The sequence below is a fragment of the Streptomyces sp. NPDC051576 genome, assembly GCF_040681835.1.
Classification (GTDB): Bacteria; Actinomycetota; Actinomycetes; order Streptomycetales; family Streptomycetaceae; genus Streptomyces.
The window spans coordinates 227,531-243,039 of sequence record NZ_JBFAZO010000008.1; the positions used below are offsets into that span (position 1 = coordinate 227,531).

15 protein-coding genes are annotated in these 15,509 nt (G+C 71.3%); 7 read left to right on the top strand and 8 right to left on the bottom strand.

Annotated features, from left to right (window positions below; translation table 11 throughout):
• Window positions 1-23 precede the first annotated feature (23 nt).
• The 8 genes from AB0M63_RS26630 to AB0M63_RS26665 form a co-directional block, all read right to left on the bottom strand.
• Window positions 24-1,010, bottom strand: coding sequence for a YihY/virulence factor BrkB family protein (locus AB0M63_RS26630; protein WP_366021172.1), 987 nt, complete (start codon window positions 1,008-1,010; stop codon window positions 24-26).
• Between the two features lie 58 nt (window positions 1,011-1,068).
• The gene (locus AB0M63_RS26635; RefSeq protein WP_366021173.1) at window positions 1,069-2,817 is read right to left on the bottom strand and encodes a complex I subunit 5 family protein; all 1,749 of its coding nucleotides are present in this window, start codon (window positions 2,815-2,817) and stop codon (window positions 1,069-1,071) included.
• Complete coding sequence (locus AB0M63_RS26640; protein WP_355925308.1) at window positions 2,817-3,164, bottom strand: sodium:proton antiporter; 348 nt, start codon at window positions 3,162-3,164, stop codon at window positions 2,817-2,819. The genes AB0M63_RS26635 and AB0M63_RS26640 overlap by 1 nt, the downstream gene beginning before the upstream one ends.
• On the bottom strand, window positions 3,164-3,910 hold the full coding sequence (locus AB0M63_RS26645) for an MnhB domain-containing protein (RefSeq protein WP_366021174.1): 747 nt from the start codon (window positions 3,908-3,910) through the stop codon (window positions 3,164-3,166). The genes AB0M63_RS26640 and AB0M63_RS26645 overlap by 1 nt, the downstream gene beginning before the upstream one ends.
• Entirely contained in the window at window positions 3,907-4,167 is a 261-nt protein-coding gene (locus tag AB0M63_RS26650; protein ID WP_355925302.1) for a DUF4040 domain-containing protein, read from the bottom strand. The genes AB0M63_RS26645 and AB0M63_RS26650 overlap by 4 nt, the downstream gene beginning before the upstream one ends.
• Window positions 4,160-4,612 (bottom strand): MrpF/PhaF family protein, encoded by a 453-nt coding sequence (locus AB0M63_RS26655; RefSeq protein ID WP_366021175.1) that lies wholly within the window; start codon window positions 4,610-4,612, stop codon window positions 4,160-4,162. Before AB0M63_RS26655 ends, AB0M63_RS26650 begins: the two co-directional genes overlap by 8 nt.
• Window positions 4,609-4,791: a hypothetical protein gene (locus AB0M63_RS26660; protein ID WP_355925297.1), complete on the bottom strand. Its 183-nt coding sequence runs from the start codon at window positions 4,789-4,791 to the stop codon at window positions 4,609-4,611. Before AB0M63_RS26660 ends, AB0M63_RS26655 begins: the two co-directional genes overlap by 4 nt.
• Window positions 4,792-4,961: 170 nt before the next feature.
• Entirely contained in the window at window positions 4,962-5,117 is a 156-nt protein-coding gene (locus AB0M63_RS26665) for a hypothetical protein (protein WP_355925294.1), read from the bottom strand.
• Window positions 5,118-5,283: 166 nt separating this feature from the next.
• Between AB0M63_RS26665 and AB0M63_RS26670 the strand changes: the two genes are divergently transcribed.
• The 7 genes from AB0M63_RS26670 to AB0M63_RS26700 all read left to right on the top strand — a co-directional run bounded on the left by AB0M63_RS26670 (window position 5,284) and on the right by AB0M63_RS26700 (window position 15,508).
• Window positions 5,284-5,943, top strand: coding sequence for a diguanylate cyclase (locus AB0M63_RS26670; protein WP_366021176.1), 660 nt, complete (start codon window positions 5,284-5,286; stop codon window positions 5,941-5,943).
• Between the two features lie 2 nt (window positions 5,944-5,945).
• Window positions 5,946-6,497 carry a type 1 glutamine amidotransferase domain-containing protein gene (locus tag AB0M63_RS26675; protein WP_355925290.1) on the top strand — a complete coding sequence of 184 codons (552 nt, stop codon included), beginning with the start codon at window positions 5,946-5,948 and terminating at the stop codon, window positions 6,495-6,497.
• Between the two features lie 120 nt (window positions 6,498-6,617).
• Window positions 6,618-9,692, top strand: a complete 3,075-nt coding sequence (locus tag AB0M63_RS26680; RefSeq protein ID WP_366021177.1) for an FAD-linked oxidase C-terminal domain-containing protein — start codon at window positions 6,618-6,620, stop codon at window positions 9,690-9,692.
• An 11-nt stretch (window positions 9,693-9,703) separates the two neighbouring features.
• The gene (locus AB0M63_RS26685; protein WP_366021178.1) at window positions 9,704-11,536 is read left to right on the top strand and encodes a thiamine pyrophosphate-requiring protein; all 1,833 of its coding nucleotides are present in this window, start codon (window positions 9,704-9,706) and stop codon (window positions 11,534-11,536) included.
• On the top strand, window positions 11,533-12,660 hold the full coding sequence (locus tag AB0M63_RS26690) for an enolase C-terminal domain-like protein (RefSeq protein WP_366021179.1): 1,128 nt from the start codon (window positions 11,533-11,535) through the stop codon (window positions 12,658-12,660). The genes AB0M63_RS26685 and AB0M63_RS26690 overlap by 4 nt, the downstream gene beginning before the upstream one ends.
• A 23-nt stretch (window positions 12,661-12,683) precedes the next feature.
• Window positions 12,684-14,498, top strand: a complete 1,815-nt coding sequence (locus AB0M63_RS26695) for a glycoside hydrolase family 15 protein (RefSeq protein WP_366021180.1) — start codon at window positions 12,684-12,686, stop codon at window positions 14,496-14,498.
• Window positions 14,495-15,508, top strand: a complete 1,014-nt coding sequence (locus AB0M63_RS26700; RefSeq protein ID WP_366021181.1) for an SDR family oxidoreductase — start codon at window positions 14,495-14,497, stop codon at window positions 15,506-15,508. The genes AB0M63_RS26695 and AB0M63_RS26700 overlap by 4 nt, the downstream gene beginning before the upstream one ends.
• The last annotated feature ends 1 nt before the right edge of the window (window position 15,509 follow it).

The following is a 15,509-nucleotide window of genomic DNA, read 5'->3' on the forward strand; positions in this document are numbered from 1 at the left end:
GACACCGGGTACCCCGTGAGGCGTCACTCCATACGGCGATGGTCCTGCTCGCTCCACGCGCGGGTGTCACGGGGCGGGAGGTACGGCTCCGCGTCCTTGGGGTGTCCACCGACGACGGCTCGCTGGCGGGCGAGCTCCGCGTCGAACTCGAGTCCGAGCAGGATCGCGATATTGCTGATCCACAGCCACATCAGGAAGACGATCACGCCGGCGAGCGTGCCGTACGTCTTGTTGTACGAGGAGAAGTGGGCCACGTAGAACGCGAACCCCGCCGAGGCCGTCATCCAGACCAGCAGGGCCAGCACGCTGCCCGGAGTGACCCAGCGGAAGCCCCGGCCCTTCACGTTCGGTGCCGCCCAGTACAGGATCGCGATCATGATCGTGACCAGGACGACCAGCCCCGGCCACTTCGCGATGGACCACACCCTCAGCGTGGCGTCCCCGATCCCGAACGCGGAACCGATCGCGTGGGCCAGGCCGCCGGTGAACACCACGATCAGCGCGCTGACCATGGCCAGGACCAGCAGCACCACCGTGACACCGACCCGGATCGGCAGCACCTTCCACACGGGGCGGCCCTCGGGAATGTCGTAGACCACGTTGGCGCTGCGGATGAACGCCGCGATGTAGCCGGAGGCCGACCACACCGCCACCACGATGCCTACGACGGCCACGATCGAGCCGAGGCCACCGGTCGCCTGGAGTTGCCGTACCGCCTCGCTGATGATGTCCCGGGCCGAACCCGGCGTCAGTTTCTCGATGTTGTCCAGGACCTGCTGGGTCGCCGACCTGCCCGCGATGCCGAGCAGGGAGACCAGGACCAGCAGCGCGGGGAAGAGGGACAGTACCCCGTAGTACGTCAACGCGGCGGCCCGGTCGGCGAGTTCGTCGTTCTGGAACTCCCTGACCGTGCCCCTGAGCACCGCCCACCAGGACCGCTTCGGAAGTTTGCTGGGCCTGTCCGGCGTGCTGCGCTCCGTGTGCTGTCGGGGTCCCGGTGTCCGTGGCATAACACAGGGGTATCCCCGCCCGGCCGGACCATGCGTCGTCGGCGTCGGCCGGGTGCGCTCAGCCGTCCAGGAGCGTGGGCAGGGCCAGCGCCGCGAGCAGGGTCGTGCCCAGCAGCAGCCACGCCACGTAGTCGCCGATGTGGCCGGACTGCAGGCGTCGTAGCCCCGTCGTCCAGGACGGGTCGCCGAGCGGCTTCGGGCGGGTCACGGCGAGCGCGGCCAGGCCGAGGGCCAGCAGGGTCGAGGTGAGACCGAGGAGCAGTCCGGCGAGCGTCCAGTGCGGGGAGGGGGTCTCCTCGCCGGACACGGCGTGGCCGAGCACGGTGGCGAAGCCGGGGACCGCGCCCACGGCGAGGGCGGCGAGGAGCAGCACGGCCGGCACCGAGGTCATGGTGTCCGGTACCCGGCTCAGCCGGTGCCGGGTCTCCGGTTCCTCGTCGACGCCCGTCGTCTCGTACGACGACTCGTCGCCGGGCTCGGGGCCGAGGCCGAAGAAGACCCGCGCTGCCACCCGGAGCACCGCGCCCGCGGTCACCGCTGACACGGCGACGAACAGCACGGTCAGCGGGCCGCCGGCCGACTCCTCCAGCACCGCCTTCCCGAGCCCGATGCCGAAGGGCGGCAGACCGGCGAGGCTCAGCGCGCCGACTACGTACAGCACGGCGACCCCACGCAGCTCGCGGGCGCGTCCGTGGAGGGCGTGTTCGTCCACCGAGCCGTACCGGTCGAGGAGGACGCCGGTGCAGGCGAACAGGGCGGCCTTCACCCCCGCGTGGCCCAGGATGTACAGCGCGACCCCGTCGGTGGCCTCGGGGCGCAGCAGACCGATGCCGATGAGGAAGAGCCCCATGTGGGCGACCGTGGAGTACGCCAGCAGCCGTTTGATGTGCCGCTGGTACCAGCACATGACCGCGCCGACCAGACAGGTCAGCACACCGAGGACGACGAGGGCGCGCTCCAGGTCGGACGCCGGGATGCCGCCCGGGCCGGAGAAGACCGTGCGGTAGATCCGCCAGACGCCGTAGGCGCCCAGCTCGACCATGACCCCGGACAGCAGCATGCACACGGGGGTGGGGGCCACCGCGTGCGCGTCCGGCAGCCAGAAGTGGAACGGCACGGCCGCGGCCTTCACCAACAGGCCCGTCAGAACCAGCGCGAACGCCGCGAGAGTGAGGGCGTCGGGGCCGCCGTGCCGGTCGAGGCCCTGGCCGATCTTCGTCATGGCGAGCTCGCCGGTGCGCGCGTACAACAGCCCGATGCCCATCAACATGGCATACGCGCCCAGGGAGTTGAGGACGCCGAAGGACAACGCGCCCTGGACGGCCTTCGGTTCCTCGACGCGATGGCCGGTCAGCGCGTACGCCACGACGCTCATCAACTCGAAGAACACGAAGGCGTCGAACAGGTCTCCCGCGACGGCGAAGCCGCACATACCGCCCTGGAAGAGCAGCATCAGGGCCGGGAAGGCGCCCGCGTGGCGACGGGGCGGCTCGTCGAAGTAGCGCCAGGAGTAGGCCAGCGCCGCCACCGTCAGCAGCGAGGCGAGCGCCGCCATACCGAGGCCGGGACCGTCCCCCACGAGGACGATCCCGACGCTCTCGCCTCCCTGGGGGGTCCACCCGCCGACCCAGTCGGTCATGGGCGGCGAGGAGTTGAGGAGGAGCACGATCGCGAGTCCCGCCGTACCGGCGGCGAAGACACAGCCCACCGACTCGGCGGCGGCGCGGGAGAGGTGGCGTCCACTGGCGACGAGCAGGGCGGCTCCGAGCAGCGGGACGGCGACGAGTACCGGAAGCAGGTGGTGCATCAGCCGCGCAGCTCCGAGAGTTCGTCGGGATCGACCGTGCCGTGGAGTTTGGAGATCTGCAGCACGAGGGCGAGCAGCACCGCCGTCACCGTGGCCCCCACGACCACGTCGGTGAGAGCGAGGGCCTGGACCACCGGGTCGACCACGGGCCGGGAGCCGGGCTTGATGTCCGAGAAGACGGGCGCGGTCCCGCCGTCGCGGTAACCGACGGCCAGCAGCAGGACGTAGGTGGAGGACTGGCAGACCGCCAGACAGCCCACGGCGTGGATGAGGTTCCGGCTGGTCACCAGGCCGTAGCAGCCGACGAGGAACACCCAGGCGGCGACGAGGTAGGGCAGCACCGACATCACTTCCCGCCCCCTTTCCCGGTCTTCTCGATCTCCACGGCCTGGTCCAGGAAGTGCGCGAGCAGGAGCACGACCGCGCAGGCGACCTCCATGCCGATGGCCGCGTTCAGCAGGGGGACGGTGCCGCCCGAGGACAGGGTGTTGAAGGTGCCGTAGGGAAGAAAGTTGGCGAGGTAGGCGGTGCCGGCGAGGAGTCCGGCGAGGCCGAGGACGAGATAGGCGGAGGCGGCGAGGGCGTCGCCGATCTCGTAGGTGGAGACCGGGCGGACGCGTTCCAGGGCGCGGTAGTCGGCGCCCAGGTAGAGCAGGTGCAGGGCGGTCGCCACGACGACACCGCCCTGGAAGCCGCCGCCCGGGCTGAGTTGGCCGTGCGCGATCACATACAGGCCGGTGACGACGGCGACGGGGAGGACCAGGAGCGCGTATCGGCGGACGGGGAGCGCGACCCGCTCGGGCTCGGGCGCGTCACGGTGTTCGTCGCGGGTCTCGCGCAGCAGGACGACGGTCCCGAGGACGGACGCGAAGAGGATGCTCATCTCGCCGAGGGTGTCGAAGGCACGCAGGTCGAAGTTGACGGAGGCGATCGTGTTCGCGGTGTGCCGGGCGAGGGAGGCGCGCACCACCCGGTCCCCGTACGGGTGTTGGCGGCCGCCGAAGCCCGGCAGGTCGAAGCAGGCGGCGACCAGCAGTACGGCGAGCCCCGTACCGCCGACGGCCATGACGAGCAGCCGCGCCCGCCGGGTCATCGGTCCGTCTCCTTGCGCCGTCTCGGCCGCCGGACCTTGCGCACGGACAGCATCAGCAGCAGGGGAGTGAGGGCGGAGCCCACGGCGAGCTGGGACAGCGCCACGTCAGGGGCCTGGAACACGGTGAACAGGACGGCCAGGACCGTCCCGAGGACGGCCAGGACGAGCGCCTGCCGCGAGGGATCACGGGTGGCCACGGCGGCGGTCGCGGACGCGGCGACCAGCAGCAACGCCACGACGATCAGCGGATCATCCACGCCGGCTCCCCGCGAAGCCACCGGACAGGGCACGGGACGCGGTGAGGTTCCCGCCGATCAACAGGGCGCCGATCACCAGGAGTTTGACCAGCGCGCGGCCCGGACCCGTGGCCACGCCCACGGCGACCACGACCGCGGCCCCGAAGGCCGCGACCGCGTAGGTGAGGCCCCAAGCCCGCGGTGGATCGTCCGCCAGTTCCTCCGCGAGCAGCCGGGCGAAGACCAGGGTGCCGACCGGACCCAACAGGGCCAGCAGCAGAGCGACATCGACATAGGCCGGCCGGTCGTAGCCCTCGGACAGGAGCAGCAGCGCGGGACAGGCCAGCGAGGTGCACAGGTTCTGCGCCACGACCCGGCGCCGCAGCGGGCCCGTGGCGACGCCCCAGACCGTGGCCCCGACCGCCGCGGCGAGCGAGGCCGTCGCGGCGACGGTCCAGCCGTTCACCACCCGCTCACCGCCCGGCGCGCACCCCAGGCGGCGAACGCCCCGAGCAACGCGGCGGACGCGCCGACGACGAGTTCCAGCGTGTCCACCGCGCTGATGAACACCAGCCACAGCAGGGCGAGCGCGGCCCACCACGCCAGGACCTCGCCCACGCCGAGGAGCGCTGTACGCCGGTTCACATGACACCTCCGTGAAGGAGAGCAACTCGCCCTGTTTGACTGGCTATTTCCGATACGTCATCAAAGCATCGCCACTCCACCGCCAAGGGGCGACGCGCGACGACCTGGCAACCGAAGTGCCCTGGTAGGGCGAAAGGAAACCGGCCGACGAACCTGCCGGGCATACAGGGTCAGCCGCGCGGCAGGCCGGCGTCGAGGGGCTGCGGTGTCACGGCCGGGGTGGGGAGGTCGGTGTCCTGCCGGGGCAGCAGCAGTTCCTCGTATCTGCCCAACGCGAGCACCAGGCCGAGCATCAGGGGCGGGATGAGCACCGCGAGCAGTGCCATGGCGTGTCCTTCGTCAGAAAGGTGCGCGGGGCGATATGCGGGTCTCCCCGGAGCGACCGGACAAACCTCCGTGTCGGTCCCCGGTCTCCGGGTACGCGGTGGCCACGCCCGAAGATCCGGGTGCGGCACCGCCCGCCCCGAACCCCCCAACGGCGAGGAGAACCGTGTGACCGCCTTCCGCCCCTTCACCCGACCGGCCGTCCGGCAGCAGCGAACCGACGTCGGCGACGCGACGACCCGCTACCTCCTGTACGGGCTCCTGCCCGGCTGGTTCGCGCCGGGCCTGGCGGACTGGGTGATGCACCGGCGCACCAGGATCGAGGACACCTCCGGCACGAAGGAATCCCTGATCCACGCGCTGATGATGACCGAGGTCGGCATCCCCATCGCGCTGACGCTGCGCTACGAGGTCAACCCGCTGCTCCTCGCGGTGCAGCTCGGCGGGGCGGCGGTCCACGAGGCGACCGCGCTGTGGGACGTACGGACCGCGGTGCGCAGCGAGCGGGAGGTCAATCCGATCGAGCAGCACATCCACAGCTTCCTCGAATCCCTGCCCTTCGCCGCGCTCACCTCCCTGATGTGCCTGCACAGCGACCAGGTCAAGTCCTTGGTGAACGGCGGCCGTTCGGACCCGGACGCGTGGCGGCTCGTGCCACGCCGGCGACCGCTGTCGCGCGGCTATCTCGCGGGCATCGCCGCCGGCATCGGAGCGTGCGTGCTGCTGCCGTACGGGGAGGAGCTGCTGCGCTGCCGCCGAGCGGCCCGGGCGCGGCGCAAACCGTCCCCGGACGAGACCACCTGGCAGGCCGAGCAAGGAGATCGATGACCATGCGTATCGCATTCCTGATGGCGCCCGAGGGCGTCGAGCAGATCGAGCTGACCGACCCGTGGCAGGCGGTCACCGACCAGGGCCACGAACCGGTCCTCGTCTCGACGGAACCGGGTCAGATCCAGGCGTTCAACCATCTCGACAAGGCGGACGTGTTCCCGGTGCAGGCGACGGTGCGCGAGGCGTCGGCCGAGACCTTCGACGGCCTCGTCCTCCCGGGCGGGGTCGCCAACCCCGACCTGCTGCGCACCGACGAGGACGCCGTGTCGTTCGTGCGTGCCTTCTTCGACCTGGGCCGTCCGGTCGCCGCGATCTGTCACGCACCGTGGACGCTGGTCGAGGCGGGCGTGGTGGAGGGCCGCACGCTGACCTCGTGGCCGAGTCTGCGCACGGACATCAGTAACGCGGGCGGCACCTGGGTCGACGAACAGGTCCGCGTCTGCGACCACGGGCCGAACACGCTGGTCACCAGCCGTAAGCCCGATGACCTGAAGGCGTTCCGCGAGACCCTCCTCACCGAGTTCGCCAAGGCCCGGAAGGACTTCCGGTGACCGACAGTCACCGAGTACGGGCACCCGGATAGGGACGTTAGCCATCTAGATCACCGGGAACCCGTCCTGGTGCATCCGTACGGCCCCTTCGCTCGGGGCCCTCGCAGAGGGGATTCAGTGGTGGTCCAGGCAGGTGGAGTCGAGACGGCGCTGGACGTACGTGCCCTGGAGCAGGCGCTCCGCGAGCGGGTCGACGGCGAGGTGCGGTTCGACAACGGCAGCCGGGGCGCCTACGCGACGGACGGATCCAACTACCGACAGGTACCGATCGGGGTCGTCGTCCCGCGCACCGTCGACGCCGGAGCCGCCGCGGTCGCGGTGTGCGCCGACTTCGGCGCCCCGGTGCTCTCCCGGGGCGGCGGGACGAGCCTGGGCGGCCAGTGCACCAACACCGCCGTCGTCATCGACTGGACGAAGTACTGCCACCAGGTCCTGTCGATCGACGCCGAGCAACGCACCTGTGTGGTCGAGCCGGGGATCGTACTCGACGAACTCAACCGCCAACTCGCCGACCACAAGCTCCAGTTCGGCCCCAAGCCGTCCACCCACAGCCACTGCTCGCTCGGCGGCATGATCGGCAACAACTCGTGCGGCGGATCCGCCCAGGCCTACGGCAAGACCGTGGACAACGTCCGCCGTCTGGAGATCCTCACCTACGACGGCACCCGCTGCTGGGTCGGCCCCACCTCCGACGAGGAGTACGCGGAGATCATCGCCGCGGGCGGCCGGCGCGCCGAGATCCATCAGGGACTGCGCGAGATCATCGACCGCAACCTGGCGGACGTACGGCGCGGCTTCCCCCGCATCCCGCGCCGCGTCTCCGGATACAACCTGGACTCGCTGCTGCCCGAGAACGGATTCGACGTGGCCCGGGCACTCGTCGGCAGCGAAGGCACCCTCGCCACCGTCCTGCGCGCCGAACTCGACCTGGTCCCGCTGCCACCGTGCGAGGCCCTGCTCGTCCTCGGATACGACGACATCTGCGCGGCGGCCGACGACGTGCCCCGGCTGCTGAAGCACAGCAAGCCGACCCAACTGGAGGCGCTGGACGGGCGGATGGCCCAGTTGATGCGCGAGGAGGGCGCCTATCTCGACTCGCTGCACGAGCTTCCGGAGGGCGAGAGCTGGCTGCTCATGCAGTTCACCGGGGACAGTCAGGACGAAGTCGACGAGCAGGCCCACCAGTTGATCCGGGCCCTCGGACGCGAGGCGGACGATCCCACGGTGGCCTTCTCCGACGACCCCGCGCGCGAACACAAGATGCTCAAGGCACGCGAGGCCGGCCTCGGGGTCACCGCCCGGCCGCCCGACGGCCGGGAGACCTGGGAGGGCTGGGAGGACTCGGCCGTGGCACCCGAGGTGCTCGGCGACTATCTGCGCGACCTGAAGAAGCTCTTCACCGAGTTCGGCTACGACCACCCATCCCTGTACGGGCACTTCGGGCAGGGCTGCGTCCACACCCGCATCCCCTTCGAGCTGACCACCGCCCAAGGCGTCGCGCACTTCCGGGAGTTCCTCCTGCGGGCCGCCGATCTGGTGGCCTCCTACGGCGGTTCGCTCTCCGGCGAGCACGGTGACGGGCAGGCCCGCGGCGAGCTGCTGCCGCGCATGTTCGGGAAGGAACTGGTCACCGCTTTCGGGCAGATGAAGGCCCTGTTCGACCCCGACAACCGGATGAACCCCGGCAAGGTCGTCGACCCGTACCGTGTGGACGAGAACCTGCGCCTTGGACCCCTGTGGCGGCCTGACAGCCACTCCACACACTTCAGCTACCCGGACGACGACCACTCCTTCGACCGGGCGGTGCTGCGGTGCGTCGGCATCGGCAACTGCCGTACGCACGAGGGCGGTGTGATGTGCCCGTCCTACCGGGCGACCGGCGAGGAGGAGCACTCTACGCGTGGCCGGGCCCGGCTGCTGTTCGAGATGCTCGACGGCCACGCCGACTCCGCGATCACCGACGGCTGGCGCTCGACCGAGGTCCGCGACGCCCTCGACCTCTGCCTCGCCTGCAAGGGCTGCAAGTCCGACTGCCCGGTCGGCGTCGACATGGCGACCTACAAGGCCGAGTTCCTGTCCCATCACTACGAGGGACGGCTGCGGCCCGCGGCCCACTACTCCATGGGCTGGCTGCCGGTGTGGGCGCGGCTGTCCCGACTGGCACCGCGCCTGGTCAACGCCGCGCTCGCCGCACCCGGCATCGCGGACCTCGGCAAACGCCTGGCGGGCGTGGCCGTGGAGCGCGACGCACCGGTCTTCGCCGAGGAGTCCTTCGTCGAGTGGTGGCGGGCGCGGGGGAGCACGGAACCCGATCCGGGCGACCCGCGCACCGTCCTGCTCTGGCCGGACACGTTCAGCACCTACTTCCACCCGGATGTCGCGAAGTCCGCGGTCCGGGTCCTGGAGGACGCCGGGTTCAACGTCGCCGTCCCCACCAGCCCGGTGTGCTGCGGCCTCACCTGGATCTCGACGGGCCAACTCACCACCGCCGAACGGGTGTTGCGCCGTACGCTCGATGTGCTGCGGCCCTGGCTGGAAGCCGGTACACCCGTCGTCGGGCTCGAACCGTCCTGTACGGCCGTCTTCCGCGCCGACGCCCCCGAGTTGCTGCCGGACGACCAGGATGTCCGGCGCCTGGCGGGGCAGTTCAGGACCTTCGCCGAGCAACTCCTCAACCACGCCCCCGAAGGCTGGCGACCCCCGTCGCTCACCAGGACCGCGACCGTGCAGACCCACTGCCACCAGCACGCGGTGACGAAGGACGACGCCGACCGTGAACTGATGCGCCGCGCCGGGATCGACGCCGACGTCCTGGACGCCGGCTGCTGCGGCCTGGCCGGCAACTTCGGCTTCGAACAAGGGCATTACGACCTGTCCATGACCGTGGCGGAGCAGGGGGTGCTGCCCGCGGTGCGGGAGACCGCCCCCGGCGCGCTGGTCCTCGCCGACGGCTTCAGTTGCCGTACGCAGATCGAACAGGGCGACACCGGCCGCCGCGCCCTGCACCTCGCCGAGGCCCTGGCGCTCGGCCTCGACGGTCAGCACCTGCCCGCCGACCACCCCGAGAAGCTCGCCGCCCGCCCCGAGCGCTCCGCCCGTGACGGCCGTCTGCTGACGGCGGGCGCCGCGGCCACCGTCCTCGGGGCGGCGGCGGCCGGAACCCACTGGATCCGCAACCGGCGATCAACGCGATGAAAGGAACTCCCGTGTCCACCAAGGTGTCCGACTACGTTCTCCAGCGGTTGCGCGAGTGGGACGTGGACCATGTCTTCGCCTACGCGGGCGACGGCATCAACGGTCTGCTCGCCGCCTGGGGACGATCCGAGAACAAGCCGACGTTCGTCCAGTCCCGGCACGAGGAGATGTCCGCGTTCGAAGCCGTCGGCTACGCCAAGTTCTCCGGCAAGGTCGGCGTCTGCGCCGCCACCTCCGGCCCCGGCGCCATCCACCTCCTCAACGGCCTCTACGACGCCAAGCTCGACCACGTCCCCGTCGTCGCCATCGTCGGACAGACCAACCGCAGTGCCATGGGCGGCAGTTACCAGCAGGAAGTCGACCTGCTGAGCCTGTACAAGGACGTCGCTTCCGAGTACTGCGAGATGGTGACCGTCCCCGAGCAGTTGCCCAACGTCCTCGACCGGGCACTGCGCACCGCGTACGCCAAGCGCACGGTGACCGCGGTCATCATCCCGGCCGACGTGCAGGAGCTGGACTACTCGGCACCCACCCACGCCTTCAAGATGGTGCCGTCCAGTCTCGGTCTGACGCATTCCGCTCCGGTCCCGGCCGCGTCCGATCTCGCCCGTGCCGTCGAGGTGTTGGACGCGGGGGAGAAGGTCGCGATCCTGATCGGACAGGGCGCGCGCGGTGCCCGGGCCGAGGTCGAGGAGATCGCCGACGTGCTCGGTGCCGGGGTGGCCAAGGCTCTGCTGGGCAAGGACGCGCTGCCGGACGACCTGCCGTACGTGACCGGTTCGATCGGCCTGCTCGGCACCCGGCCGTCGTACGAGCTGATGCAGGACTGCGACACCCTGCTCGTCATCGGTTCCAGCTTCCCGTACACCCAGTTCCTGCCGGAGTTCGGCCAGGCACGGGCCGTGCAGATCGACATCGATCCCTTCATGATCGGGCTGCGCTACCCCTTCGAGGTCAACCTCGTCGGCGACGCGAAGGAGACGCTCAAGGCCTTGCTGCCGCAGCTCAAGCGGAAGGAGCACGGCAAGTGGCGCAAGAAGATCGAGAAGGACACGGCGCGCTGGTGGGAGGTCATGGAGCGGCGCGCGGCCGTGGACGCGGACCCGATCAACCCCGAGTACGTCGTGCACGCCCTCGACGCCCTGCTGCCGGACGACGTGATCCTGGCCGCCGACTCCGGCTCCGCCGCCAACTGGTACGCCCGGCACCTGCGGATGCGCGGGAACATGCGCGGCTCCCTGTCCGGCACCCTTGCGACCATGGGGCCCGGCGTGCCCTACGTCATCGGCGCCAAGCTCGCCCACCCCGACCGACCCGCGCTCGCCATCGTGGGCGACGGCGCCATGCAGATGAACGGCATGGCCGAACTCATCACCGCCGCGAAGTACTGGCCCGACTGGGAGGACCCGCGGCTGATCATCGCCGTCCTCAACAACCAGGACCTCAACCAGGTGACCTGGGAGATGCGCGCCATGTCCGGCGCCCCGCAGTTCCTGCCCTCCCAGTCGATCCCGGACGTGCCCTACGCCGACTTCGCCCGCTCGATCGGCCTCGGCGGGGTGCGGGTGGAGAAGCCCGGGGAGGTGGCCGACGCCTGGCAGCGGGCCCTTGGCGCCGACCGGCCGTTCGTCATCGACTTCCGGACCGACCCGGCCGTACCGCCGATCCCGCCGCACGCCAGCCTCGACCAGATCGAGGCCGCCGCCTCCTCCGTCCTCAAGGGCGACAGCGATCGGGCCGGCATGATCCGGCAGGGGCTGAAGGCCAAGGTGCAGGAGATGCTGCCCGGCGGGAAGCACCGTGAGGACAAGCCCGACGCGGGGGAGGGCCGGGAGGACCGATGAACCCGCGCACCGCCCGGGGGAGTGAGCCGCTCGTCGACGGCGTCGAGACCGCCGTGTACACGGTCCCCACCGACGCACCCGAGGGCGACGGCACGCTGGCCTGGGACTCGACCACCATGGTGGTGGTCCAGGTCCGGGCGGGCGGTGTCACCGGCCTCGGCTACACGTACGGCGCGGCGGCGACCGCCCAGGTCGTCGCCGAGCAACTCGCCGACGCTGTCACCGGGTTGAGCGCTTGGGACATCCCCGCCGCCAATGAGGCGATGACCAGGACGGTCCGCAACGCGGGCCGGCCCGGTCTCGTCGCCGGCGCCGTCTCGGCCGTCGACATCGCCCTGTGGGACCTGAAGGCCCGCCTCCTCGACCTGCCCCTGACCCGGCTGCTCGGAGCGAGCCGCACCGACGTGCCCGTGTACGGCAGCGGCGGCTTCACGACCTACGACCGGCACCAACTGGATCGTCAACTGCGCCACTGGACCGAGGAACAGGGCATCCCCCGGGTGAAGATCAAGATCGGGGAGTCCTGGGGCCGGGCCGAGCGGCGGGACCGCGAGCGGATCGCCCGGGCCCGCCACACCATCGGCGACGCGCCGGAGCTGTACGTCGACGCGAACGGCGGCTACGGGCGCAAACAGGCGATCCGGATCGCCTGCCACCTCGACGAGCACGGGGTGACGTGGTTCGAGGAGCCGGTCTCCTCGGACGACCCGGCCGGGCTGGCACAGATCCGGGCCGCCGTCGCCCCGGAGGTGACGGCGGGGGAGTACGGCTACACCCTCGCCTACTTCGGTCAGATGCTCGGCGCCGGAGCCGTGGACTGCCTCCAGGCGGACGTCACCCGCTGCGGCGGCATCACCGTCTGGCTCCGCGCGGCAGCCCTCGCGGAGGCCGCCGGACTGGAACTCTCCGGGCACTGCGCCCCGCACGTCCACGCCCACGCGGCGGCCGCGATCCCCAACCTCCGCCATCTGGAGTGGTTCCACGACCACACCCGCATCGAGGACCTCTTCTTCGACGGCACCCTCGACCCCCAGGGCGGCAGCGTCCGCCCGGGCGCCGACGGCGCCCCCGGTCACGGCCTGACGCTCCGCACCGACCGTGCGGAGAAGTACCGCACCGGATAGGCCGGGACAGGAAGGGAGTTGGGATGAACACGCCGCACACGCGGGAGATCGACGAGCACGACGCCTACCCGCCCCAGGCGTTGCACGACTACGCCTTCCTCGCCGACGGCGAACGCGGGGCGCTGGTCGGCCCGCGCGGCGAGATCGGCTGGCTGTGCGCGCCCCGCTGGCACAGTGGGGCGGTCTTCTCCGCCCTCATCGGCGGAGCCGGTCTCTACGCCGTCACACCGAGGGGCCGTTTCGTACCCGGCGGACACTACGAGGAGGGCTCCCTCATCTGGCGCGGCCGCTGGGTCACCGAGGACGGGATCGTGGAGTGCCGGGAAGCACTGGCGTATCCAGGCGAACGGGACCGGCTCGTCCTGCTGCGGCGCGTGTCGGCGACCGAGGGACCGGCCCGGGTCCGGGTGGTGCTGCACCCCCTCGCCGAGTACGGCGCCCAGCCCCTGCACGAGACGCACCGCGACGACGACGGCGTGTGGACCGCGCGAATCGGCGACCAGTACCTGCGCTGGACCGGCGGCAGCGACGCAACGCTCACCGAAACCCCCTCCACGGGCGGGCAGTTCACCCTCGACCTGGCCCTGGACGCCGGAGAGCAGCACGACCTGGTGCTCGAACTCGGCGGGTCCCCGCTGTCCGACGTCCCCCTTCCCGTCGCGTCCATGGCGTGGTCCCGGACCGAACGAGCCTGGTCGGACGCCGTGCCCGCACTCGACCGCACCGTCGCCGTCCGCGACGCCCGGCAGGCCTACGCCGTACTGCGGGGCATGACCAGCGCGGACGGAGGCATGGTCGCCGCGGCGACGACCAGTCTCCCCGAGCGCGCCGAGGAAGGACGCAACTACGACTACCGCTACGCGTGGATCCGCGACCAGTGCTACGCGGGCCAAGCCGCGGCCGCGGCCGGCCAACACCCCTTGCTGGACGAGGCGGTTCGCTTCGTGGGCGCACGGCTGCACGAGGACGGTCCGAAACTGAGACCGGCGTACACGGTCGACGGCGGCCCCGTGCCCGATCAGCGCACGCTCCGACTTCCGGGCTATCCGGGCGGCTTCGACCGGATCGGCAACCAGGCCAACCGCCAGTTCCAACTCGACGTGTTCGGTGAGGCGTTGCTGCTGTTCTCGGCCGCCGCGCGACAAGGCCGGCTCGACCGCGCCGGGCGCCGGGCCGCCGAGATCGCCGTGGCCGCCATCGGAGCCCGCTGGAGCGAACCGGACGCGGGCATCTGGGAGTTGGACGAACGGGCCTGGACCCACAGCCGGCTGATCTGCGCCGCGGGACTGCGCAGGATCGCCGACGTGGCGCCCGACGCGGCCCGCAGGCGCGAGTGGACCGAGCTGGCCGACATGATCCTCACGCACACCGCGGCCCACGCGACGCACCCCGACGGACACTGGCAACGAGCCCCGGACGACACCGGGTTGGACGCGGCCCTGCTGCTGCCCCCGGTACGGGGACTGCTCCCGGCCGACGACCGGCGCACCCGCGCCACCCTCCGCGCCTACACCGAGAACCTCACGCAGGACTACTGCGCCTACCGCTTCCGGCACGACGAACGCCCACTGGAGGAGGCCGAAGGAGCCTTCCTGCTCTGCGGGTTCGTGACGGCACTGGCCGAACACCACCAGGGACGGGAGGTCGAGGCCTTCCGCTGGTTCGAGCGCAACCGGCAGGCGTGCGGAGCGGCGGGACTGTACTCCGAGGAGTACGACATCGCCCAACGGCAGTTGCGCGGCAACCTCCCGCAGGCCTTCGTCCACGCCCTCCTGCTCGAAACCGCCGCCACCCTCGCCGAGCCCTCTTCACTTCCGCGACGAACAGGACGAGCATGAACCAGCAGACCGTTGTCATCACCGGCGCCAGCGCCGGAATCGGCCGGGCGACCGCACGACTCTTCGCCGAGCGGGGCGCGAACGTCGTCCTCCTCGCACGCGGCAAGGCGGGCCTCGACGCCACGGTCGCCGAGGTCGAGGACGGGGGCGGCCACGCCCTCGCCGTACCCACCGACGTGGCCGACCGGACACAGGTCGAGGCCGCGGCCGTCGCCGCCGAGGAGGCCTTCGGGCCGATCGACGTGTGGGTCAACAACGCGTTCACGTCGGTGTTCGCGCCGTTCATGGAGATCGAGCCCGCCGAGTACGAACGGGTCACCGCAGTCAGCTACTTGGGTTTCGTGAACGGCACCCGGGCCGCGCTCCAGCGCATGATCCCCCGGGACACCGGCGTGATCGTGCAGGTCGGCTCGGCGCTGGGCGACCGGTCCATCCCGCTCCAGTCGGCCTACTGCGGCGCCAAGCACGCGGTCAACGGCTTCACATCGAGCGTGCGCACCGAACTCATGCACCAGCACAGCCACGTCAACATCACCGTGGTGCAGATGCCGGCGGTCAACACCCCGCAGTTCTCCTGGGTGTTGTCCCGGCTCCCGAAGAACCCGCAGCCCGTACCACCCATCTACCAGCCGGAGGTGGCCGCCCGGGCCGTGGTCAACGCGGCGGACCATCCGCACCGCAAGCAGTACTACGTGGGCGCGTCCACCGCCGCGACCGTCCTCGCCAACAAGGTCGCCCCCGGCCTGCTGGACCGCTACCTCGCGCGCACGGGCTACGCCTCGCAGCAGACCGACGACGGCGCCTCGGCCGCCCGGCCGGCCAACCTATGGCACCCGGCGGACGAAGCCCCGGAACACGACTACGGAGCCCACGGTTCCTTCGACGCGACGGCCCACCCCCGCTCGGCGGAGGCGGCACTCGCGCGCCACCCCGGCCTCGTGCTGGGCGCCGCGACGGGCGCGGCGGCGGTCGCGTTCGGGGCGGTGCTACGGCACCGGCGCGCGCGGTAGC